Source organism: Fodinicola feengrottensis (assembly GCF_010993775.1).
In the GTDB taxonomy this organism is placed as follows: domain Bacteria; phylum Actinomycetota; class Actinomycetes; order Mycobacteriales; family HKI-0501; genus Fodinicola; species Fodinicola feengrottensis.
Genome location: NZ_WOTO01000019.1, coordinates 65148 through 84790, shown reverse-complemented (window position 1 = coordinate 84790; position 19643 = coordinate 65148). Strand labels below are relative to the sequence as shown.

Genomic DNA, 19643 nt, shown 5'->3' with positions numbered 1-19643 from the left:
ATGTACGCCACTGTGAATGGCCTGAGGATGTACTACGAGGTCCACGGACGTGGAGACCCGCTGCTTCTGCTGCATGGCGGCGTCTCCACTATCGAGACCTCGTTCAGCAAGATTTTGAGCGTACTAGCCGAAAATCACCAGGTGATCGCGGCCGAGCAACAGGGACACGGCCGGACCGCCGACCTCGACCGCCCGCTTTCGTACGAGCAGATGGCCGATGACACCGCTGCCCTCCTGCGGCACCTGGACCCCACCTCCGCGGATGTCCTGGGCTACAGCAACGGCGCCGGCCTCGGTTTGCAGCTGGCCGTCGATCACCCCCGCACTGGTACGAAAACTGGTGATGATCACGCCGGCATATCACCTGGGCGGCTTCCATCCGGGCTTTATGGACGGGCTGGCCGACCTCACCGCGGCGGCCTTGGACGGCACGATTTACCAGCAGGCGTACGCGAAAATCGCGCCGCGCCCGCAGGACTGGCCGGCTTTCGTACAGAAGACCAAGATCATGGACCAGGCTTTCACCGGCTGGACGGCGGAGCAGGTGCGCGCCATCGCGGCACCGGCCCTGGTGGTGGTCGGCGACTCGGACATCGTGACGCCCGAGCATGCCGTCGAACTGTTCCGCCTCTTCGGCGGCGGCGCGTCGGGCGACGAGGTCGGGCTCCCACCGTCCCAGCTCGCCATCCTGCCCGGCACCACCCATCTGTCCATTATGGACCGAGCCGCCTGGCTCGTCCCGATCGTCGAGGAATTCCTCGCCGTTTCTCCTGTCAAGTAAGGAACAATCATGGGAAAGATCACCGCTTCGATTTACGTCACGCTGGACGGCGTGGTGGAGAGCCCGGCCTGGACCGGGCCGTATTTCAACGACAAGGCCGGCGAACACGCACACGAGCTGCTTTTCGCCAGCGACGCTCTGTTGCTGGGCCGGCTGACGTACGAAGGCATGGCGAAAGCCTGGCCGACGATGACCCACGAGGGTGAGTTCGCCGAACGAATGAACAGCATTCCCAAGCATGTCGCCAGCTCCACTCTCACCGACTTCGAATGGAACGCGACCGGCATCGCGGGAGACGTGGTGGAAGGCGTAAGGGCGCTGAAGGAATCCGACCAGGACCTCCTCATTTATGGCAGTGCCGGCCTCGTCAACACACTGTTCCCACACGGCCTGATCGACGAATACCGGCTCTGGCTCGCGCCGGTCGTGCAGGGCACCGGACGGCGGCTGTTCGACGAAGGTATCGACCCGACCACGCTGGAACTGATCGGTACCCGTGACCTCGGCTCCGGCGCTCTCGTCCTGTCTTACAAACCCGCGGAGAAGTAGGTCTGCTGTACGCGAATGTAACGATACGGCTCACAAAGCCGAGCCGTATCGTTACATTCGAAGAGTCTATGTTTCCTGGGAAACCGACGGCGGCCAGCAAAGTGCGGGCGCACAGGTCTCGTACTTGGTCGCGGGTGAGGTCTGGATTGTCCAGCCAGTCCAGGCAAACCGACTCGATGAAGGCCAACCAGCCCCGCACGGCGATCCCGGCGGTGGCGTTGCTGGCGCCAAGGGCGGCCACGATCCGGCGCTCGTGGGTGGCCAGCGTCTTGTCATAGATGGCCCGGATTTCCTCGTCCACGTTGATGGCCGACCGGTGCATCAGTTGGAAACCGATTTTGTGGTTCTGCGCGTAGTCCAGATATGCCTCAAGCCCGGCATTCAACTGCAGAGGCAACGGCAGTCCAGGGTCGGGCGCGGTCAGCCGCAGCAACCGCTCGACCTCGACCTCGACGACGGCCATGAAGAAGTCCTTTTTCGTGGCGAAGTAGTGGTAGAGCAGGCCGCGTGAGACCTGGGCGATCTCGGCGACCTCCTCGATCCAGACCTGCTCGTACGGCCGGCTGGCGAACAGCTCAGCGCCGATGGCGATCAGCTGTCGCCGCCGGTCCTGCGTGCTGAGTCTGGTACGCACCTTCGGAACTCTACTTGACACGGGTTCAGTACGGGCGAATGCTGACACTATTGGAATTGAGTTCAATAGTGGGGAGTGGAGCTGTGGACACCACCGGGTTGCCGCACCCGCCATGGCGGATCCCGTTTCTGGGAGATCTGATCGGGGTCCATCCGCGGACTCCGGTGCAGGACACCCTCCGGTTCGGCCGCGGGCTCGGGCCGATCTTCACTCGGAAGTTCTTCAGCCGCCCGATCGTGATCGTGCAGGGTGCCGACCTGGTGGGCGAACTGGCGGACGAGAAGCGGTTCGCCAAGCACGTCGGGCTCGGCGTACGAGAGCTCCGCCAGATTGGCGGCGACGGACTTTTCACCGCACATAACGACGAACCCAACTGGCAGCGGGCGCACGACATCCTGATGCCAGCGTTCACCCAGAAATCCATGCAGGGCTATCACCCGGTGATGGTCGACGTGGCCCGCCAACTGACCGCCGCCTGGGATGCGCGGGCGGGTGGGCCGCCGGTGGATGTGGCCGCGGACATGACAAAGCTGACGCTGGAGACCATCGGCCAGACCGGTTTTGGCTACTCTTTTGGGTCGTTCGACCGATCGGAGCCGCATCCGTACGTGTCAGCGATGGTCGGCGCGCTGCGGTTCGCCCAGCGGCAGGTTTTCTACCTGCCGGGGATCAGTAAGATCCTGGGCCGGAAGGCGATCCAGCGCAATGCCGTCGACCTCGCCACCATGAACGCGCTGGTGGACGACGTGATCGCCGAGCGCAGCAAACCCGGTGCTGGGCAGGCGCAGGACCTGTTGGGGCTGATGCTGTCCGTACGCCATCCGGAGACCGGCGAGCGGCTGGACCCGCTGAACATCCGCTATCAGGTGCACACTTTTCTGGTCGCTGGCCACGAAACCACGTCTGGTGCGCTGTCTTTCGCGCTCTACTATCTGACTCGGCACCCGGCCGCGTTGGCGCAGGCGCAGGCCGAGGTGGACCGGGTGTGGGGCGACGACCCGGAGCCGGACCCGACTTTCCAGCAGGTGACCAAACTCCGGTACGTCCGGCGGGTGCTCGACGAGTCGTTGCGGCTCTGGCCAACGGCTCCGGCGTATTTCCGCGAAGCACGCGAGGACACCGTCATTGGCGGCCGGCTGAAAATGAACAAGGGCGACTGGGTCATCGTGCCGCTTCCCTTGCTGCACCGCGATCCGACCGTCTGGGGTGACGACCCGGAGGCCTTCGAGCCGGACCGTTTTGCCCCTGGCCGCGCGAAAGAACGGCCCCCGCACGCGTACAAGCCTTTCGGCACCGGGGAAAGGGCGTGCATCGGACGGCAGTTCGCCATTCACGAGGCGACGCTGGTGCTCGGGCTCGGGCTTCTGCTGCATCGGTACGAGCTGAAGCCCGATCCGGGCTATCAGCTGCGGGTCACCGAACTGCTCACCGTCAAACCTGCCGGGTTCACCCTGGAAATCAGCCGCCGCGACCGGTCCAGGGACACGGCCGCGGCGGCGACTGCCGAGTCGTCAGCCTGACGCGGTGCCGCACCCAGAGCAGAACCGGGCGCCGGTCGCCAGCTCGGTGCCGCAATTAGTGCAGTGCGGCGAGGTGGCCGTCAGCTGGCCCCCGCAGCCCATGCAGAACTTCGCGCCCGGCGGATTGGTCGCCTGGCAGGAAGAACAGGCCGTTCCGGTGCCGGCGGGCTGGCCGGCCGGAGCTCCCGGCGGGGGACCGGCGTAGCCGCCGGCGGCGACGAATCCGGTCGGCGGGGGAGTGCCCTGCACCGGCCCCGCGGCCGCGGCCGCACCGGCGCCCAACCCGGCCGCGAGGAACGCGCCGCCGACGGCGTTTCCGCCCTTCGCCATGCCCCATGCCCTGCCCGCCGAGCGCCATCTCACCAGCCGCGTACTGGTTGAAACTGCCGGCCAGCCGCGAATAACTGGTGTCCTTCGCGAGGGTTTTGAGCTGTGCGGCGTCTTCCGGCGCGAGGTTGATGTCGAAGTTGCCCATTCGGGTCAGCGCCACGCCATACGCCTGCAGCTGGTGGTTCGCGCCACCGATGACCGCCTGCTCGATATCGGCCGAATAAGCCATCAAACCCAGAATCGGCCAGCCGTTGCGGACGATCTGGGTGGTGATGTCACTGCGCATCACCTTGAGCACCTGGTCGCTGACCCAGCTGGCGATCTTGTTGTTGTCTCGTACGTCCACCGTGCTGACCAGGTTGGTGATCAGCCGGACCGGGTCGACGACGCGCATCGCGTAGTCACCGAAAACCCGGAGGGTGACGATCAGGCCGGTCTGGGCGTCCTGCACCTCGTCGATCCGGCCGCCGAAGGTGAAACCGGTGAATTCCCGGGTGCCGACGAAATAGAGCTCGGCCCGATACGCGCGACCGGCGGTCGCCGCGTCGATCAGGATGCCCAGGCCCGGCAGCTCGTCCGCGTCGACCTGGTGGCGTCCGGGGGTCCCATTGTCTGGACGACCCGGCCGGTGTTGACGAAAAGCGCCATTTCGTCGGCATTGACGATTGCCTGGGTGAAACGACGGATACTGATGTCCGGCCACTTAAAGACAATTTGACCTTTGCGGTCGTCCGGAACCGCGATGAACTCCCGCCCAAAAATTGCCACTCCGGCCTCCACTGTGTCCCGTTGCGCCCACCATACAACTCCTCGGCTATACATATGCGGCTGGCAATTGGTTGCTAGCGTTTCCCCGCGGCCGGGTATGGCGGGGGTCGCCGGGGTGAAACGGAGGCGGGCGTGGATCGGATCGAATGTCAGTGGTGTCACAGCCAGAATCCGCCGGGTGCGACCAGTTGCGTGACCTGCGGTGCGCCGCAGGACCAGCGCGACAAGGTCAGCGACTCCGGATGGCGGGAGGCGCCCCGGCTGCGGGACATGACCGAGTTTCGGTTCTCCCAAAGCACCTGTCAGGTGGAGGGCGAGCTGGTGCCGGTCGCCGAGCTCAGCCTAGGCCCGCAGGACTGGGTGTATTTCGAGCACCACATCCTGCTGTGGAAAGACGAGCGGGTGCCGCTGACCGCGATGAACACCGGCGGTGGTTTCAAACGTACGCTCGGCGGCATTCCCTTTGTGCTGTCCGTGGCGCAGGGCCCCGGCCGGGTCGCCTTCTCCCGGGACGCGCCCGGCGAGATGGTGGTCCTGCCGTTGCACCCCAACCAGGAACTGGACGTGAGAGAGCACGCGTTCCTGGTCGCAACGGGCAACATTTCCTACTCCTTCGTGCGGATCAAAGGGTTAGTAAACCTGTTGCATGGGGGCAACGGGATGTACATGGACCGGTTCGTGGCCGCGCAGCTGCCAGGCCTGCTTCTGCTGCACGGAAACGGGAACGTCTTTGAACGAGTGCTCCGTCCGGGTGAAAAAATCATGGTCGAACCGGGGGCATTTCTTTACAAAGACTCGACCGTCCAGATGCAGGCCTTCCAAATGAACGTCAAGACCGGCCTGCTGCGACACGGCATGTATCTCGCCGAGATGACCGGTCCGGGACGAGTCGGTATCCAGTCCATGTACGTGCACCACGGCTCGGACTGAGGGGGCTGATAGATGAGTACCCCCAGTGTTTCCGCCTACACCTGCCGATACTGCCGGCAGGCCAGCGACGCGAGCGGCGAGTCGTGCCCGCACTGCGGCGCGCCGGTCGACGTACGACGCGCGATCAGCAAGTCCGGCTGGGAAAAGCAGCCCGGCATCAAGGACATGGCGAGGATCCAGTTCGGCCGGTCGCACGTGCAGATCGAGGGCACCACCGTGCCGGTCGCCGACTTCACCCTGGCGCAGAGCGAGTGGATTTACTTCTCGCACCACAAACTGCTCTGGGCCGAGCCCAACGCGCAGCTGGCCGCGATGAATCTCGGCGGCGGGTGGAACCGCGTGCTCGCCGGACTGCCACTGATCATGATGCAGGGCCAGGGACCGGGCCGGATCGCGATCTCGGACAACCACGCCGGCGAGGTGATCGCGCTTCCGTTGCAGCACAACCAGGCCGTGGCCGTACGCGAACACCGGTTGCTGGTCGCCAGCGGAAATGTCACCTACACCTGGTCGGCGGCCGGAGTGTGGTTCCAGACCGGCTATGGCGACGATCGCGAAATGCACTACCCGATGGGCGCGTATGGGGACATCTTCACCGCCCAGCACGCGCCCGGCCTGTTGCTCCTGCACGCGCCCGGCAATGTCTTCTTTCGGGATCTGGAACCGAACGAGACGTTGCTTATTCAGCCGACCGCGCTGCTTTACCATGACCTGTCGGTAAAAATGCACCTGCATCTGGAATATCCGCGGACCGCCGGCATTTCCTATTACTCGTCCAGGGCCTACGACTACCGGCACGTCTGGCTACGGCTGCTTGGCCCTGGCCGGGTCGCCGTCCAGTCGATTTTCGAACGGCCGGAAACGCACGAGGTGATCAGTCGGCACTCGTACGCGACTCGCCGGAGCTGGTGATGCCCCGAAGGTCGGCGGTCAGCGAGGTCAGCTGACCGGTCGCGTACTCGTCTCGCACCGAGCCGGCCAGCAGTTCGGTCGTTTGCTGCTCCGGCAGCTCGGCCGGCTGTTTGGCCGGTAATTCGGTGGACACCGGGTGGTGCGGCTTGACGGCGTCCAGTTGGTCCGCATACGCGCCAAGGGCAGTGACCCGCTCGATCAGCGCGTCCGTCAATGCCGCGGGCAGCGGCGTTTTCGCGGTGGCGAGCGTGAAGGCCTGCTGGTCGATGCCGTCCAGCTCGGCCCGTAGGTCGAGCTGGAGCCGGTGCTCGTCGAGGGTGTCCCTGTGCCACGCCGGACTGGCCAGAATGCGGCCCACGGCCAGGCAGGCGGCCGACACCAGCCGGCGCTCCGGGCCGGCGGACAGGGTGGCACTCCACGGCTGGCCGGAATGCCATGACCGAGCGCGCTGCCAATCCCGGCGCTCGCGCGCCGAAAGGCGCAACGGGTCGCGCAGAACGTAAACTGCGGACCAAACCGCGGTCACGGTGGTGGCGATGGTGCCGCTGCCGGCGAGCGCGATTCCCACCCATCCGCCGGCCACCGCGAAAACTCCGGTGGCGGCGGCGCAAAGAAATGCCACCGTGCCGGCCGGCACGACCACTCGGTGCCACTGCCGGCCGCGCGGATGATCCGAGAGAGCCAGCTCCTGGCCCGATCGGGCGCCGAGTTTCGCGGCCAGCTCGGCCGCCGGCTCGGTCAGTGGCGCGACCGCGTGCAGGCTCGGTGGCAGCAGCGGGCTTTCCCCGGAATCCTCAGCAAATGCCGCAAGAATGCGGTTTTGCCGGTCGACGATCGGCTCCCATTCATGCACGAGCGGCTGATCTCCTTCCGGGCTTCGGTGGCGCACTATAGGGCACATTGCCGAGTGCTCTCGGTCACCGGACCAAGGCATTCGGTAGTTGCCCACCGCAGGAGTTCCACACTAGCTCGGAAAGCACCCACCACCTCGCATTCTCACGTTCTTCTTTCCTTTACCGGAGGTGTCAGATGACCCGCCCGATTGCCGGCTACGGCTGGATTCCGGATCTACCCGATTTCCGCGACCTGGAGTTCACGGTCGCCGACCTGGTGGCCACCGCGCTGCCGGCCAGCGTCGATCTTCGCGAACACTGCCCGGCCGTGTACGACCAGGGCCACCTGGGTTCCTGCACGGCCAACGCCATTGGCGGTGCCCTGCAGTTCGACCAGATTCGCCAGCAGGAGACCGATTTCGCGCCTTCCCGCCTGTTTATCTACTACAGCGAGCGGGAAGTCGAGGGGACCGTCGGCAGCGACAGCGGCGCGATGATCCGGGACGGCATCAAATGCGTGAACAAGTTGGGCGCCCCGCCGGAGACGGACTGGGCGTACGACATCACCAAGTTCACCCAGAAGCCGCCGCAGCAGGCGTACGACGACGCCGCGAAGCACCAGGCGCTGAAATACCAGCGAGTCACCCAAACGGTCGATGACATGAAGGGCTGCCTCGCTTCCGGGCTGCCGTTCGTGTTCGGGTTCTCGGTCTACGAGAGCTTCGAAAGCCCGGACGTGGCCAAGACCGGTGACGCGCCGATGCCGGCCAAGGGCGAGAAACTGCTCGGCGGGCACGCCGTTCTCGCGGTCGGCTATGACGACGCGACGAGCCGTTTCCTGGTGCGTAACTCGTGGGGCGACGGATGGGGCCAGCAGGGCTACTTCACGCTGCCGTACGACTACCTGACCCACCAGGGCCTCGCCAGCGACTTCTGGGTCGTGCAGTCGGTCGAGTAGAAAAATCGTGGCGGTGGCCGGGAAAACCGGCCACCGCCACGACTCGCTGTTTATTTACGCAGTGCGCTCTTGGTCTGCGCTGCCAGCTTGCTGGTCGTAGGATAGTTGGCCGGGAAGCCGTTCGCCACCGTCGGCGCCGGCCGGGCGCCGGTGAACAGCCACACCTGGAAGAAGTTCTTCAGGTCCTGCCCCGAAACCCTCGACGCGTACGCCACGAAGTCCTCGATGGTGGCGTTGCCGTACCGATGCGCGACCGCCCAACCACGCAGCACCTGGTGGAACATGGCGTCGCCGACCTTGTTCCGGAATGCCTGCAGGGCAAGGGATCCGCGGTCGTAGACCGGGCTGTCGAACTCGTGGTGCGGGCCCGGCTCGGCGACGATGAACTTCCACCAGTCGTCGGCGGCCGGGTGGCTCGCGTAAAGCGCGTCAAAGGATTTCTGCGCGCTGTCGCCGCCATGTGTCTCGGCCCACAGCCATTCCGAGAAGCTCGCGAAGCCCTCGTTCAGCCACATGTCCCGCCAGTGGTGCACGGACACGCTGTCGCCGAACCACTGGTGGGCGTTTTCGTGTACGACCACCGAGATGTTGGATTTTCCGCCCGCCCAGAAACCCGGGTCGTAGACCGGTCGGGTCTGGTCTTCAAGCGCATAGCCAATGTTGCCGTTCGGGACCACTCCGCCGATCGCGCGTCGAAACGGATACCGCCCCCACTGCTGTTGCAGCCAGTCGACGATTTCCGGCGTCCGGTCGATGTCCTTGGTCGCGGCCACCAGTTCCGGGTCGGTGCCCTGCGCCACCGCGGTTGTGTACGGAAGTCCCGACTTGCTGACGCCCGACTTCACGTCGTACTTACCGACGGCCATAAACGCCAGGTAGGTCGCCTCCGGCCGCAGCTCGGCCCATTTCCAGGTTGTCTCGCCGCCCGGCGCGGACCGCTTGGACACCAGGTTTCCGTTGCTGAGCGCGGAAAGACCGTTCGGTGCGGTGATCGAGACCTGGTAATAGGCTTTGTCCAGCGGATGATCGTTGGCCGGGAACCACCAGGCCGAGTTCTCCGGCTCGCCCAGTCCGACGGCGCCGTCCGCGGTGGTCACCCACGGCGAGGACGAGAAACCGGGAATATTGATCGAGCTTGGTACGCCCGAATAGTCCACGGTGACAACGAAGGGCACCCCCTCGCGCAGTGGCCGCGACGGCGTGACGACCAACTCGAAGCCGTTCACGCTGGTCTTCGCCGGCTGGTGGTTGACCGTCACCTTGCTGGCCTTGAGGGCGAAGTCCAGGTCGAAGCTGGACAGTGCCTGGGTGGCGGTCGCGACAATCGTGGTGGTGCCGGTGAGCACCTTGGTGGTCGGCTCGTATTTCACGTGAATGTCGTAGTTGGCCACGTCGTACCCGCCGTTGCCGTAACCCGGATAGTACGGGTCTCCGATGCCCGGCGCCCCCGGCGACGGTTTCCCACTGTCCGGCGCGGCGGTCGCGGCGACCGGGGCAAGCAGGATCACCGCGGTGCCCACCGCCGCGACGAGCAGGGATTTTCGGCGTTTCATCCGATCTCCTTCAAAAGGCCGGGTGGTCGAAGGTGACCATATGCGGATCCGCCCGAGTTGGCAGCGAATTATCACTGAACCGTTATACATCGCGGTCTGTTCGGAGTCTTTCTGCACGGATGTCCGAAGTAGTCCGCACGCACCTGACGAATGGACCGATCCGCTCGACGCGGCTGTTCGGTGAGCCGATTGATCAGCGGGCGTCCGCTTGGCGGTCGGGCGCCCATAGTTGGTCGGCGTCGCCGGCGGCGAGTCGGCCTCGGTAGACGTCGATCTTGTGGTCGATGAGTTTGAGATTTTCCCGGGTCTCGGCGAGCTTGACGGCCACGTCGGCGCGGTGGGCCTCCAGGAGGGCGAGTCGTTCCTGCTCGTTGCCGCGCCCGGCGGACACGAGTTGGGCGTAGCGTCGGATGGTCTTGATGGGCATGCCGGTGGCCCGCAGCCTGGCGCAGACGGTGATCCAGTCCAGGTCGAGCTGCTGGTAGCGGCGTCGACCGGCGGCGGTGCGATCGACGGGGGTGATGACCAGGCCGGCGCGTTCGTAGTAGCGCAGGGTGTGCACGCTGACCCCGGTGCGACTGGCGGCCTCGGCGATGCTCAGGCCCGCCTCGGAGGCTATGCGAGTAGATCTGGGCGCTGCCTGCGTCTTGTTGACTTCGAGCACGCTCTAAATCCTAGCGTTGTGGTCATGACAGCAACACTGATCACTGGAGCAAACAAGGGGCTCGGCTTCGAGACCGCCCGCCGACTCGTCGCCGCGGGTCACACCGTCTACATCGGAAGTAGGGACGCCCAACGCGGGCGCCGGGCCGCCGAGCAGTTGGGCGCACGGGCGGTCCAACTCGACGTCACCAACGAAACGTCCGTTGAGGCCGCGGTGAAGACGATCGAGGCCGACGGAGGGCTGGATGTGCTGGTCAACAACGCTGGCATCGCGGTGGAATGGAGTGACACCAACGCCGTGATCGGCGCCGCGGACGTGACAGCCGAGGTCATGAGGCAGACATTCGAGACGAACGTCTTCGGCACGGTGCGCGTCCTGCATGCATTTCTCCCGCTGCTGCAGCGTTCCATCGCCCCGGTCGTGGTCAACGTCAGTAGCGGCCTGGCCTCGCTGACCCGGGCCACTACCCCTGGCGCCCCCCGGCCTACCCGGGCGTCGCCTATCCGGCGTCGAAGACCGCGGTCAACATGATCACCGTGCAGTATGCGAAGGCGTTCCCGAACATGCGGATCAACGCGGTAGAGCCTGGCTTCACCAAGACGGATCTGAACGGGAACAACGGCCTCCAGACCGTCGAACAGGGAGCCGAGATCATCGTGCGCATGGCGCGGGTGGGCGTTGATGGCCCCACCGGAGGCTACTTCGACGCTGAGGGCACCCTTCCCTGGTAATCCGAACGGGCGCCATCGGGTACACCGAAACGTGCCCAGTTGGGGGGTACGTCGCAGAGCCACGTAGGCGATCACGGCGATGAACTCATGCGCTGGGCATTGGGCAGACAATCCGCGCGGCGACCAGCACAACCAGAGCGCCGAAGCGGCGGGATGAGGACCGTGGCCAGCCGCCACGTACGGGCTGCGTACGCTGACGACCCATGAGGATTGCGCGCTTCGCCCACCAGGGCGGGATGTCGTTCGGTTCGGAGTGGTCGAAGGCGAGGCGGGGGCCAGCGCGGACGCCCTCACGGTGGCCGAGATCGACGGACACCCGTTCGGGACGGTCACCTTCACCGGACAACGCTGGGCGATCGGCGACGTGCGACTGGTCGCCCCGATCCTGCCCAGCAAGATCGTCTGCGTTGGCCGCAACTACGCGGCGCACGCGGCCGAGCTGGGCAACGAGGTGCCGAAGGAGCCACTGCTGTTCCTGAAGCCGTCCACCTCGATCATCGGCCCGGAGGATCCGATCCGGTTGCCAGTGCAGTCCAAGCGGGTCGAGCACGAGGCCGAGCTGGCGGTGGTGATCGGTGTCCCGGGCGCCCGGATGACCAGCCGCGACGACGCCATGAAGTCGGTCTTCGGCTACACCGTTGCCAACGACGTGACCGCCCGTGACCTGCAGCGCAGCGACGGCCAGTGGACGCGGGCGAAGGGCTTCGACTCGTTCTGCCCGCTCGGCCCCTGGATCGACACGTCTGTCGACCCGTCGGATCTGCGGGTGACCGCGAGCGTCGACGGTGAGATCAAGCAGGACGGGCGTACGAGCCAGTTCATCTTCGACATCGGCACCCTGATCGCATATGTGTCCTCGGTGATGACGTTATTGCCGGGCGATGTCCTGTTAACAGGTACGCCGGCCGGCGTCGGCCCGATCGAAGCGGGCCAGAAGGTCACAGTGGAGGTGGAGGGCATCGGATCGCTCACCAACCCGGTGGTGGCCCATGCCTAAGGCCCGTACGCGCAAGCCCGCCGGCCCACCGGCGGCCATCGAGGCGTCCGGAGTCGTCGTCTCGTTCGGCGGTACGCCGGTGCTCAACAAGGTCGGGGTCCGGGTCGAGTACGGGCAGGCGGTGTCGCTGGTCGGCCGCAACGGCAGCGGCAAGTCGACGCTGCTGCGCTGCATCGGCGGCCTGCTGCAGCCCGATTCTGGGACCGTCCGGGTGGCCGGCGTCGACCCGGCCCGCACCGGACCGGCGCTGTGGCGGGACGTGGTGATGCTGCTCGGCGACGAGGCCTGGTATCCGGACCTCACCGTGATCGAGCACCTGGAGCTGCTCCGAGCCGTCCACGCGCCCGTGCCCGACGACATCCCACGGCCCGCTGACCTGCTGGAAGCCTTTGGGTTGACCGAGCGGGCCGACGTCGTACCAGCCGTGTTGTCGTCCGGCCAGCGGCAGCGGCTGATGTTGGCGACCGCGCTCTGCCGGCCGTCCAAGGTGCTGATGCTGGACGAGCCGGAGCAGCGGCTGGACACCGACATCCGGCCGATCCTCGCCGAGTTGCTGGCGGAGCGGGTCAAGGCGGGCGCGGCGCTGCTGCTTGCCAGCCACGACAAGACGCTGATAGACGGCGTGGGCGCGCGCGTACGGTCGCTGGACCAGGTGTCGGAGTGACGGTGGTCGACGTCCCCGTGGTCGCGCCGGTCTCGGCCCGGCAGGTCCGCCGGCAGATCCACGCGTACCAGAACGAACAGCGCTCGATCATCAAGATCGCCGGCGCGATCTACTACGCGATCGTCGTGGTCGGCATCGCGCTGCTTGTCTTCGGGCAGACGATTTTCGGGTTCTTCGACGTCGTGCTCAGTGGGACGACAGCCGCCGCCGGAGTGGCGCGGGTGTTCTCCAGCGTGGTCGCGCCGGCCGCCGCGATGGCGATCACCGGCGCCATTCTGCGCGTACTGCTGCGGATTGGGCCGATCTGGCTGCCGTCGGTCGAGGTCGCGTGGCTGCTGCGGGCGCCGGTCCGGCGCGGTGGCCTGTTCTTCGGCCGGCTGCTCGCGGTGTCGATGGTGTCGGCCATCTTCATGGCCACCGTGGCCTGCGTCGTCGCCGCGGTGTCGCCGCCGATCACGCCGGTGGGTGTGGTCGCGGTGGGCGCGCTCGGGATCGCGACCGGCCTCGCGCTGGTCGCTATCGGGGTGGTGTTGCAGTACGTCGGTGAGGCGGCCGAGCGGATCGGCAGCGGTGTCGGCGGGCTGCTCTCTCCGGCATCGGCGTGATCGCGGCCGCGGCGGTGTTGCTGCCGTCGGCTTCGGTGCTCGGCTCGGTGCGGGACGTGCTCGACTGGTCAGGACCCTGGGGGTGGTTCGTGCTCGCCGCGCACGGCGGCTCTGGGGCCCTGATTGGCCTGGTCGGCGCCCTGTTGCTGGCCGCGGCCGCGGTGGTCGCGCTGGTGCTGGTGGCGCCGCGCGTACGCCATGGTGCGGTCGCCGACGCTTCGGCGCGTACGGCGATCATCGTCGGCGCGGCCACCGTGCTGGACCCGGGCGCGCTCGCGCCGGCCGCCGAGGCCCGCCGGGTGGGCCGTCGCCGGCCGCGTGGCCGGCTGCCGAAGTGGCGCGGCCTGACCGCGCTGGTGGGCCAGGATCTGCTCGTACTCCGGCGCCGGCTGGACCGCTTCGCCGCATCCGTGGTCATCGCGCTCGGCCCCGGCCTCGCGCTCGCGCTGACCGGCGGCAGCCGGCCGTCCGCGATCTTCGCCGGGCTGGTGTTGCTGCTGACCGGCACCTGGGCGGCCGGCCTGACCACCGGACCGGCCGGCCGGGAGGCCAACGCGGCGGGCCTCGCGCGCGCTGCTGCTGCGGTGCCGAAGACCTCGCTGCGCAGCGTTCGGATGATTGTGCCGGCGATCATCGGGGCGTTGTGGGGGATCGGTACGACCGCGGTGCTCGGCGCACTGCTGCATGGGCCGTTGTTGTTGTGGATGTTGATGGGCCTGCTGGCCGCGCCCGGCTGGGCGCTCGGCGCGATCCGGGCGGCCAGCCGCGGCCCGGTCCGCAACGACCTGCCGGTGCTGTCCACCCCGATGGGCCTGATCCCCACCGGCCCGCCGTTGTGGCTGGTCACCGGCCTGGACGTGGCCGCCCTCGTGACGCTGCCGGCCTGGATCGCGGTCGGCCTCGGCGAGGTCAACCCGAACCTGCTGCTGGCCCAACTCGCGGTGTCCGTCGTCGCGATCGCCGTCGCCGTCCGCCGCTAGCGCGTTTGGCCGCGGTGCCACATCAGCCCCGCCAGTCACAGGCCCGACGCCGAGTGCGGGACTTTAACCCACACTCGACGTCGAGCGCGGAACAAAGTCCCACACTCGACGACAATCTCGCCCCCACCCGCGAAGACCCGACCACCCAAAGCGGACAAAAGGGCATCGTCAGCGGGACAGCTGGTCTGGCTTCCGGCGGGCGAAGGCGGGGATGTGTTCGGGCCGAAAGCCCAGGCCGACGATCTCGCCCGGCAGCCGCCGCAGAAGTGGCGTCCGGGAGATCAGCCGTACGGGCGCTGGCGGTTTGTCGCCGATGGCGCCGGTCAGCGCGTGGTTGATCGCGACGCGGTGCATCAGCCGTTGGACGGCCTGGGTGGCCACTGTCGGGTAGGTCCGGCGGCGTTGCACTCGCGCGAGGTCTCCGGTGGACACCGTGCCGCGGCGCAGCGGGCCGGCCAGGATGGCGGCGGCCGCGACCGCGTCCTGGATCGCGAGGTTGATGCCCACGCCACCAGCCGGTGACATCGCGTGCGCCGCGTCGCCGATGCACAGCAGCCCGTCCGCGTACCAGGTCTTCAGCAGGTCCAGCTTGGCGTTGAGGAACTTCACGTCGTCCCAGCTGGTGATGGTGTCCAGCTGGTCGCGGGTCCACGGGAACAGCTCCTTGACGGTCTCCCGGAACCAGGGCAGGCCCCTCGCCCGCAGCTCGGCGTCGGAGCCCTTGGGGATCATGTAAGCGGCCTGGAAGTAGTCGCCCCGATCGAAGGCCACGATCGCGTGGCCGGTGGTGAAACTCATGACCCCGCCGTCGATGTCGTCGGTCAGCCGCGGCAGCCGGAACCACCAGACATCCATCGGTACGGGGTAGTCGCGGACAGCGCCCCGGCGCAACCTGGAATGCCGGCCTTCGCAGCTGACCGTGAGCGGCGCCCGGAGCTCGCCGGTCTCGCCGTCGGCGGTCTTGAACCGTACGCCCAGCACCTTCTCGCCTGCCGTGATCAGCTCGGTGACCTCGGTGTTCATCCGCAGCTCGAAGGTTGGCTCGGTGCCCGCCTCATCCGCGAGCAGGTCCAGCAGATCCCACTGCGGCACCATCGCGATGTGCTTGTGTGGCCCCTTGAGCAGGCTGAAGTCCGCCAGCGTCGCGACCGTTCCGGTGTACGTGAGGCTCATCTTGGACATGTGCCGGTGCGGGAGCGCGGCGAACCGCTCACCGAGCCCCAGCTCGTCCAACAGGGTCAGCGTCGAGGCGTGCACGGTGTCGCCACGGAAGTCACGTAGGAAGTCGCCGTGCTTCTCCAGCACGGTCACCCCGACGCCGGCGCGGGCCAGCAGGAGTCCCAGCATCATTCCGGCTGGGCCGCCTCCTACCACGATGCAATCAGTCACTTGGCCACCTCACTTAATTCAGCCTGTGTTGAATTACACACCGCTAAAGCTAGTACGCCTCCGCTCGTTAGGCTAGGGAGGCTATGACTACTGATCCCGCGGTACGGGTCCGCTTCTCCCCGTCGCCCACTGGCCACCCGCACATCGGCATGATGCGTACGTGCCTCTTCAACTGGGCCTTCGCCCGCCATCACGGCGGCCAGCTGGTGTTCCGGATCGAGGACACCGATGCCGCCCGCGACTCCGAGGAGTCGTATCAGGAGCTGCTGGAAGCGCTCCGCTGGCTCGGCATGGACTGGGACGAAGGCCCGGAGCTGGGCGGCTCGTACGGGCCGTACCGGCAGAGTGAGCGCTCCGAGATCTACGCCGACGTGGTCGCCAAGCTGCGGGCCGCCGGTCACGTCTACGAGGCGTATTCGACCAACGAGGAGGTCGAGGCCCGGCACCGTGCCGCCGGTCGCGACCCCAAGCTCGGCTACGACAACTTCGACCGGCAGCTGACCGAGTCGCAGCGAGCCGCGTACCAGGGCGAGGGCCGCGAGGCGGTGCTGCGGTTGCGGATGCCCGACCAGGACATCTCGTGGGTCGACATGGTTCGCGGTGACGTGACCTTCCCGGCCGGGTCGGTGCCGGACCCGGTGCTCGTACGCGCGAACGGGAAGCCGCTTTACACGCTGACGAATCCGGTCGACGACGCGATGATGCGGATCACCCACATCATGCGCGGTGAGGACCTGCTGCCGTCCACCCCCCCTCGCCAGATCGGTCTCTATCGCGCGCTTGCCGACATCGGTGTAGCGACGGTTATGCCGACGTACGGGCACCTGCCGTTGGTCCGCGGTGAAGGCAACAAGAAGCTGTCCAAACGCGACGAGCAGACCAACCTGTGGTATTACCGCGAGCGCGGATTCGTACCAGAAGGCCTGATCAACTACCTCGCGCTGCTCGGCTGGTCGATCGGCCCGGACCGCGACGTGTTCAGCCCCGCCGAGCTGACCGCCGCCTTCGACGGCACCGGCATCAGCCCCAACCCGGCCCGCTTCGACGAGAAGAAGGCCGAGGCGATCAACGCCCAGCACATCCGGCTGCTCTCCGTCGACGACCTCGCCAGCCGCCTGCGGACCCACCTGACGGCCGCCGGCCTGACGTACGACCCGGCCGTGCTGGCCGCCGCCACCCCCGCTGGTCGCCGAGCGGATCGTCACCCTGTCCGATGCCGTCACGATGCTCAGCTTCCTTTTCGTCAGCGACGAGGACGCGGCACCGGCCCCGGAGGTGGCCGCGAAGAACCTCGGCACTGACGCCCAGCCCGTACTCGCCGCCGCCGTCGCGGCCCTGGAGCCGCTGCAGACCTGGGACACCGCCGCCGTCGAAGGGGCCCTTTCAGCGGCCCTGATCGACGGCCTGGGCCTCAAGCCCCGCAAGGCATATACGCCGATCCGGGTGGCTGTCACCGGTCGTACGATCTCGCCGCCGCTCTTCGAATCCATGGAGTTGCTCGGCCGCGACCGCAGCCTGTCGCGGCTGCGCCGCGCGCAGAGCTGAGTCCCGCGTCACGGCGCCCCGCTTTGGAAGGCTGGAACACCGTCCGGTATTGTTCACAGCGCAGTCAGGGCGCTGAAAAGCGCATTGGGGTATGGGGTAATTGGCAGCCCGGCAGGTTCTGGCCCTGTTAGTCTAGGTTCGAGTCCTGGTACCCCAGCGGTTCCGGTTCCACCAGGGAACCACCACCCGGCACCGGCAGTATCGGTGCCGGGGGCACGTGTGGAGTTGGTTCTAGGGCCCCGTCGTCTAGCGGCCTAGGACGCCGCCCTCTCAAGGCGGTAGCACGGGTTCGAATCCCGTCGGGGCTACAAGCTGTGAAGCAGGGTTTGACCAGCGCGAATATGGCGCTGACCAGCCGAGATACGGCAAGCGCCAGTCGAGCCTACGTTCGACTGGCGCTAGCTGTATCCGGTGTTGTACGGCTGTCTACGGCAAATGCACGGCCAAGTCGCTACTCCTCGTCCTGGTCGATGCTCGCGCGGTGGTTTTGACGGCACTACCCCACTGACCGGAGCGATAGGTTGACTTCGGCAAGGTGTGAGTGGTTTATTACTCACATGCCGAGAGGATCAACGTCCCGCCAGTTGTCCACCGCGGACGAACGTCGCGAGACCGTGCTGCGGACGGCGATCCACGCTTTCGCGGCGAAGGGATATTACGGAACGACAACCAGTGAGGTCGCTGCTCGGGCCGGCATCTCGCAGGCGTACGTGTATCGGCTCTTCCCGGACAAGGAATCGCTGTTCGTCGAGGTGATCGGGCACTGCTCGTTGCGCATGTCCGAGTGCTTCGCCACCGCGGCGGCCGCCGCGCGGGGCAGCGGCCCCGCCGAGGTGCTCGACGCGTTGGGGCAGGCGTACGCGCGGCTGATCGCCGACCGGGACCTGCTGATGGTGCTCATGCAGGCGAACTGTGCCACCAGCGAGCCCGCGATTCGCGACGCGGTCCGGGCCTACTACGCCAAGCAGGTCGAATATGTACGGGCCGTTTCCGGTGCCGCCGACCCCGAGATCCAGCGGTTCTTCGCGGTCGGACTGCTGTGCAACCTGCTGATCGCCTTGGATACCGCGGCGGTGGACGCCCCGTGGGCGAAGACCCTCGGAGCGGGCATCCGGCACTTCTGATCAACCCCGAAGCCGCTTCGGCGGCCTTCTTTCTGACCGATAAGTGAGTGGTCAACCACTCACATCACAGTAGGAGAAATCGTATGAAGATCGCGACCCTGGCCGCGGCCGGAATGGCCATCGCACTGGCGATGACCGCGTCATCGCCGGCGACCGCGCACGTGCCACCGGCGCCCGAGCGAATCGGGTGGCAGTCCTGCACCCAGCAGGACCTGGCCGGACTGGACTGCGGCACCCTGCGCGTACCGGTGGACTGGACGCGTCCCCGGTCTGGGGAGACCGAACTCTCCCTGGTACGCCGAAAGGCCGGCGATCAGGCGCACCGGATCGGCAGCCTGCTGCTCAACGACGTCGCGGGCGGGTCGAGCATCGAGCAACTGGGCTACGCGCTGCAATTCGGCGTCGGCAATTCCGCCATGGCCCAGCGGTTCGACCTCGTCGCGGTCGACCCGCGAGGTGTCGGCCACAGCGACCCGACCACCTGCGCCGGCCGGCCACAACGCGGACCTGGCGTGACCTACTTTCCGCGCAGCGAGGCGCAGTTCGAGGTGTTGGAGGCCAACAACAGGGCGCTGGCGGCCTCGTGCGGAAAGTCGCAGCAGGCCTTGCTGGCTCATCTGGATATTGTCAGTGCGGCTCGTGACGTGGAGGCCGTCCGCGTCGGGCTTGGTGAGCGCCAGGTGAGCTGGTACGGCATCGGCTACAGCACCTTGCTGGGCAAGACGTACGCTCAGCTCTACCCCGGCCGGTTGCGAACGATGATCGCCGACAGCGCGTTGGCGGACAACCTGTCGCCACTTGACCGCCTGACCACCGAAATCCGTACGGCCGAGGAGTCGTTCGACCGATTTGCCGACTGGTGCCGTACGCAGACCACCGGAACCTGCGCACTGGCCGGCCAGGATGTGGCGGGTCTGTTCGACCGACTCGTCGCGGAAGGCCGACCGGCACCCGATCCCCACCAGCGATTCGCGGCGCGCGCTGTCCGGTGAGGACATCCGCGCGGCCGTACAGGACTACCTGAACATCAGGTTTCCGCAGTGGCCGCGACTCGCCACCGCGATTCTCGCCGCACTGAACGGCGACGCCAGCGCCTTCACTGTCGTCCAGGACAAGACCCTCAATCGGGTCGAGGCGCAAACTCACGCCTGCCTGGACACCCCGCCCGTCGCCACC

The 19643-nt window shown here is 66.9% G+C and carries 20 protein-coding genes, 2 tRNA genes and 3 pseudogenes; 18 read left to right on the top strand and 7 right to left on the bottom strand.

Annotated features, from left to right (window positions below; genetic code table 11):
* The 3 genes and pseudogenes from GNX96_RS64050 to GNX96_RS19090 all read left to right on the top strand — a co-directional run.
* Positions 1 to 261, top strand: a pseudogene (locus GNX96_RS64050) (alpha/beta fold hydrolase); the annotation flags it as partial.
* A gap of 82 nt (positions 262 to 343) precedes the next feature.
* The gene (locus tag GNX96_RS53130; RefSeq protein ID WP_279580805.1) at positions 344 to 781 is read left to right on the top strand and encodes an alpha/beta fold hydrolase; all 438 of its coding nucleotides are present in this window, start codon (positions 344 to 346) and stop codon (positions 779 to 781) included.
* Between the two features lie 9 nt (positions 782 to 790).
* Positions 791 to 1330 (top strand): dihydrofolate reductase family protein, encoded by a 540-nt coding sequence (locus GNX96_RS19090; protein ID WP_163569119.1) that lies wholly within the window; start codon positions 791 to 793, stop codon positions 1328 to 1330.
* 157 nt (positions 1331 to 1487) lie between these two features.
* On the opposite strand, the pseudogene GNX96_RS64045 reads toward GNX96_RS19090, so the two are convergent.
* Positions 1488 to 2078 (bottom strand): annotated as a pseudogene (locus GNX96_RS64045) (TetR/AcrR family transcriptional regulator); the annotation flags it as partial.
* Between GNX96_RS64045 and GNX96_RS19080 the strand changes: the two are divergent.
* On the top strand, positions 2003 to 3484 hold the full coding sequence (locus tag GNX96_RS19080; RefSeq protein ID WP_163569118.1) for a cytochrome P450: 1482 nt from the start codon (positions 2003 to 2005) through the stop codon (positions 3482 to 3484). The pseudogene GNX96_RS64045 and the gene GNX96_RS19080 overlap by 76 nt on opposite strands.
* Here GNX96_RS19080 and GNX96_RS53115 read toward each other — a convergent pair.
* Positions 3476 to 3586 carry a zinc-ribbon domain-containing protein gene (locus GNX96_RS53115; protein WP_279580803.1) on the bottom strand — a complete coding sequence of 37 codons (111 nt, stop codon included), beginning with the start codon at positions 3584 to 3586 and terminating at the stop codon, positions 3476 to 3478. The genes GNX96_RS19080 and GNX96_RS53115 overlap by 9 nt on opposite strands.
* Positions 3540 to 4517, bottom strand: coding sequence for an SPFH domain-containing protein (locus GNX96_RS53110; RefSeq protein ID WP_279580802.1), 978 nt, complete (start codon positions 4515 to 4517; stop codon positions 3540 to 3542). Before GNX96_RS53110 ends, GNX96_RS53115 begins: the two co-directional genes overlap by 47 nt.
* A gap of 197 nt (positions 4518 to 4714) precedes the next feature.
* Here GNX96_RS53110 and GNX96_RS19070 point away from each other — a divergent pair, with 197 nt between their 5' ends.
* Together GNX96_RS19070 and GNX96_RS19065 are read left to right on the top strand one after the other, a co-directional pair.
* Positions 4715 to 5512 (top strand): AIM24 family protein, encoded by a 798-nt coding sequence (locus GNX96_RS19070; protein WP_163569117.1) that lies wholly within the window; start codon positions 4715 to 4717, stop codon positions 5510 to 5512.
* Positions 5513 to 5524: 12 nt separating this feature from the next.
* Complete coding sequence (locus GNX96_RS19065; protein ID WP_163569116.1) at positions 5525 to 6424, top strand: AIM24 family protein; 900 nt, start codon at positions 5525 to 5527, stop codon at positions 6422 to 6424.
* Here GNX96_RS19065 and GNX96_RS19060 read toward each other — a convergent pair.
* Positions 6387 to 7277: a hypothetical protein gene (locus GNX96_RS19060; RefSeq protein ID WP_163569115.1), complete on the bottom strand. Its 891-nt coding sequence runs from the start codon at positions 7275 to 7277 to the stop codon at positions 6387 to 6389. The two genes, GNX96_RS19065 and GNX96_RS19060, sit on opposite strands and share 38 nt — an antisense overlap.
* A gap of 176 nt (positions 7278 to 7453) precedes the next feature.
* Between GNX96_RS19060 and GNX96_RS19055 the strand changes: the two genes are divergently transcribed.
* Complete coding sequence (locus GNX96_RS19055) at positions 7454 to 8215, top strand: C1 family peptidase (protein WP_163569114.1); 762 nt, start codon at positions 7454 to 7456, stop codon at positions 8213 to 8215.
* A gap of 50 nt (positions 8216 to 8265) precedes the next feature.
* On the opposite strand, the gene GNX96_RS19050 is transcribed toward GNX96_RS19055, so the two are convergent.
* Both GNX96_RS19050 and GNX96_RS19045 read right to left on the bottom strand, forming a co-directional pair.
* A complete protein-coding gene (locus GNX96_RS19050; protein ID WP_163569113.1) occupies positions 8266 to 9768 on the bottom strand; it encodes a M1 family metallopeptidase in 1503 nt (500 codons plus the stop codon).
* 193 nt (positions 9769 to 9961) lie between these two features.
* Complete coding sequence (locus tag GNX96_RS19045) at positions 9962 to 10432, bottom strand: MerR family transcriptional regulator (RefSeq protein ID WP_163569112.1); 471 nt, start codon at positions 10430 to 10432, stop codon at positions 9962 to 9964.
* Positions 10433 to 10456: 24 nt separating this feature from the next.
* On the opposite strand from GNX96_RS19045, the gene GNX96_RS19040 reads away from it, so the two are divergent.
* The 6 genes from GNX96_RS19040 (at position 10457) to GNX96_RS19020 (ending at position 14409) form a co-directional block, all read left to right on the top strand.
* Positions 10457 to 10963, top strand: a complete 507-nt coding sequence (locus GNX96_RS19040; protein WP_313885704.1) for an SDR family NAD(P)-dependent oxidoreductase — start codon at positions 10457 to 10459, stop codon at positions 10961 to 10963.
* Positions 10960 to 11163: a Rossmann-fold NAD(P)-binding domain-containing protein gene (locus GNX96_RS61210; RefSeq protein WP_313885703.1), complete on the top strand. Its 204-nt coding sequence runs from the start codon at positions 10960 to 10962 to the stop codon at positions 11161 to 11163. The genes GNX96_RS19040 and GNX96_RS61210 overlap by 4 nt, the downstream gene beginning before the upstream one ends.
* A 253-nt stretch (positions 11164 to 11416) precedes the next feature.
* Entirely contained in the window at positions 11417 to 12160 is a 744-nt protein-coding gene (locus GNX96_RS19035) for a fumarylacetoacetate hydrolase family protein (RefSeq protein WP_390624063.1), read from the top strand.
* Positions 12153 to 12824: an ABC transporter ATP-binding protein gene (locus tag GNX96_RS19030; RefSeq protein WP_163569111.1), complete on the top strand. Its 672-nt coding sequence runs from the start codon at positions 12153 to 12155 to the stop codon at positions 12822 to 12824. The genes GNX96_RS19035 and GNX96_RS19030 overlap by 8 nt, the downstream gene beginning before the upstream one ends.
* A 2-nt stretch (positions 12825 to 12826) precedes the next feature.
* Entirely contained in the window at positions 12827 to 13429 is a 603-nt protein-coding gene (locus tag GNX96_RS19025; RefSeq protein ID WP_163569110.1) for a DUF6297 family protein, read from the top strand.
* A complete protein-coding gene (locus tag GNX96_RS19020; protein ID WP_163569109.1) occupies positions 13426 to 14409 on the top strand; it encodes a DUF6297 family protein in 984 nt (327 codons plus the stop codon). The genes GNX96_RS19025 and GNX96_RS19020 overlap by 4 nt, the downstream gene beginning before the upstream one ends.
* 168 nt (positions 14410 to 14577) lie before the next feature.
* Here GNX96_RS19020 and GNX96_RS19015 read toward each other — a convergent pair whose 3' ends face one another.
* Positions 14578 to 15798 (bottom strand): FAD-dependent oxidoreductase, encoded by a 1221-nt coding sequence (locus GNX96_RS19015; RefSeq protein WP_279580801.1) that lies wholly within the window; start codon positions 15796 to 15798, stop codon positions 14578 to 14580.
* An 83-nt stretch (positions 15799 to 15881) separates the two neighbouring features.
* Between GNX96_RS19015 and gltX the strand changes: the two are divergent.
* The 5 genes and pseudogenes from gltX (at position 15882) to GNX96_RS18990 (ending at position 19459) form a co-directional block, all read left to right on the top strand.
* A pseudogene (gltX, locus tag GNX96_RS19010) lies at positions 15882 to 17343 on the top strand (glutamate--tRNA ligase).
* 85 nt (positions 17344 to 17428) lie between these two features.
* A tRNA-Gln gene (locus GNX96_RS19005) sits at positions 17429 to 17500 on the top strand.
* Positions 17501 to 17578: 78 nt separating this feature from the next.
* Positions 17579 to 17651: transfer RNA gene (locus GNX96_RS19000), tRNA-Glu, on the top strand.
* A 276-nt stretch (positions 17652 to 17927) separates the two neighbouring features.
* Positions 17928 to 18467, top strand: a complete 540-nt coding sequence (locus GNX96_RS18995; protein ID WP_279580800.1) for a TetR/AcrR family transcriptional regulator — start codon at positions 17928 to 17930, stop codon at positions 18465 to 18467.
* Between the two features lie 83 nt (positions 18468 to 18550).
* Positions 18551 to 19459, top strand: a complete 909-nt coding sequence (locus GNX96_RS18990; RefSeq protein WP_163569107.1) for an alpha/beta fold hydrolase — start codon at positions 18551 to 18553, stop codon at positions 19457 to 19459.
* The last annotated feature ends 184 nt before the right edge of the window (positions 19460 to 19643 follow it).

Bases quoted from the DNA above. Each gene is read 5' to 3' on its own strand.
- GNX96_RS53130 (WP_279580805.1), top strand. From the start codon at position 344: ATGATCACGCCGGCATATCACCTGGGCGGCTTCCATCCGGGCTTTATG.
- GNX96_RS19090 (WP_163569119.1), top strand. From the start codon at position 791: ATGGGAAAGATCACCGCTTCGATTTACGTCACGCTGGACGGCGTGGTG.
- GNX96_RS19080 (WP_163569118.1), top strand. From the start codon at position 2,003: ATGCTGACACTATTGGAATTGAGTTCAATAGTGGGGAGTGGAGCTGTG.
- GNX96_RS53115 (WP_279580803.1), bottom strand. From the start codon at position 3,586: ATGGGCTGCGGGGGCCAGCTGACGGCCACCTCGCCGCACTGCACTAAT.
- GNX96_RS19065 (WP_163569116.1), top strand. From the start codon at position 5,525: ATGAGTACCCCCAGTGTTTCCGCCTACACCTGCCGATACTGCCGGCAG.
- GNX96_RS19055 (WP_163569114.1), top strand. From the start codon at position 7,454: ATGACCCGCCCGATTGCCGGCTACGGCTGGATTCCGGATCTACCCGAT.
- GNX96_RS19050 (WP_163569113.1), bottom strand. From the start codon at position 9,768: ATGAAACGCCGAAAATCCCTGCTCGTCGCGGCGGTGGGCACCGCGGTG.
- GNX96_RS19040 (WP_313885704.1), top strand. From the start codon at position 10,457: ATGACAGCAACACTGATCACTGGAGCAAACAAGGGGCTCGGCTTCGAG.
- GNX96_RS61210 (WP_313885703.1), top strand. From the start codon at position 10,960: ATGATCACCGTGCAGTATGCGAAGGCGTTCCCGAACATGCGGATCAAC.
- GNX96_RS19030 (WP_163569111.1), top strand. From the start codon at position 12,153: ATGCCTAAGGCCCGTACGCGCAAGCCCGCCGGCCCACCGGCGGCCATC.
- GNX96_RS18990 (WP_163569107.1), top strand. From the start codon at position 18,551: ATGAAGATCGCGACCCTGGCCGCGGCCGGAATGGCCATCGCACTGGCG.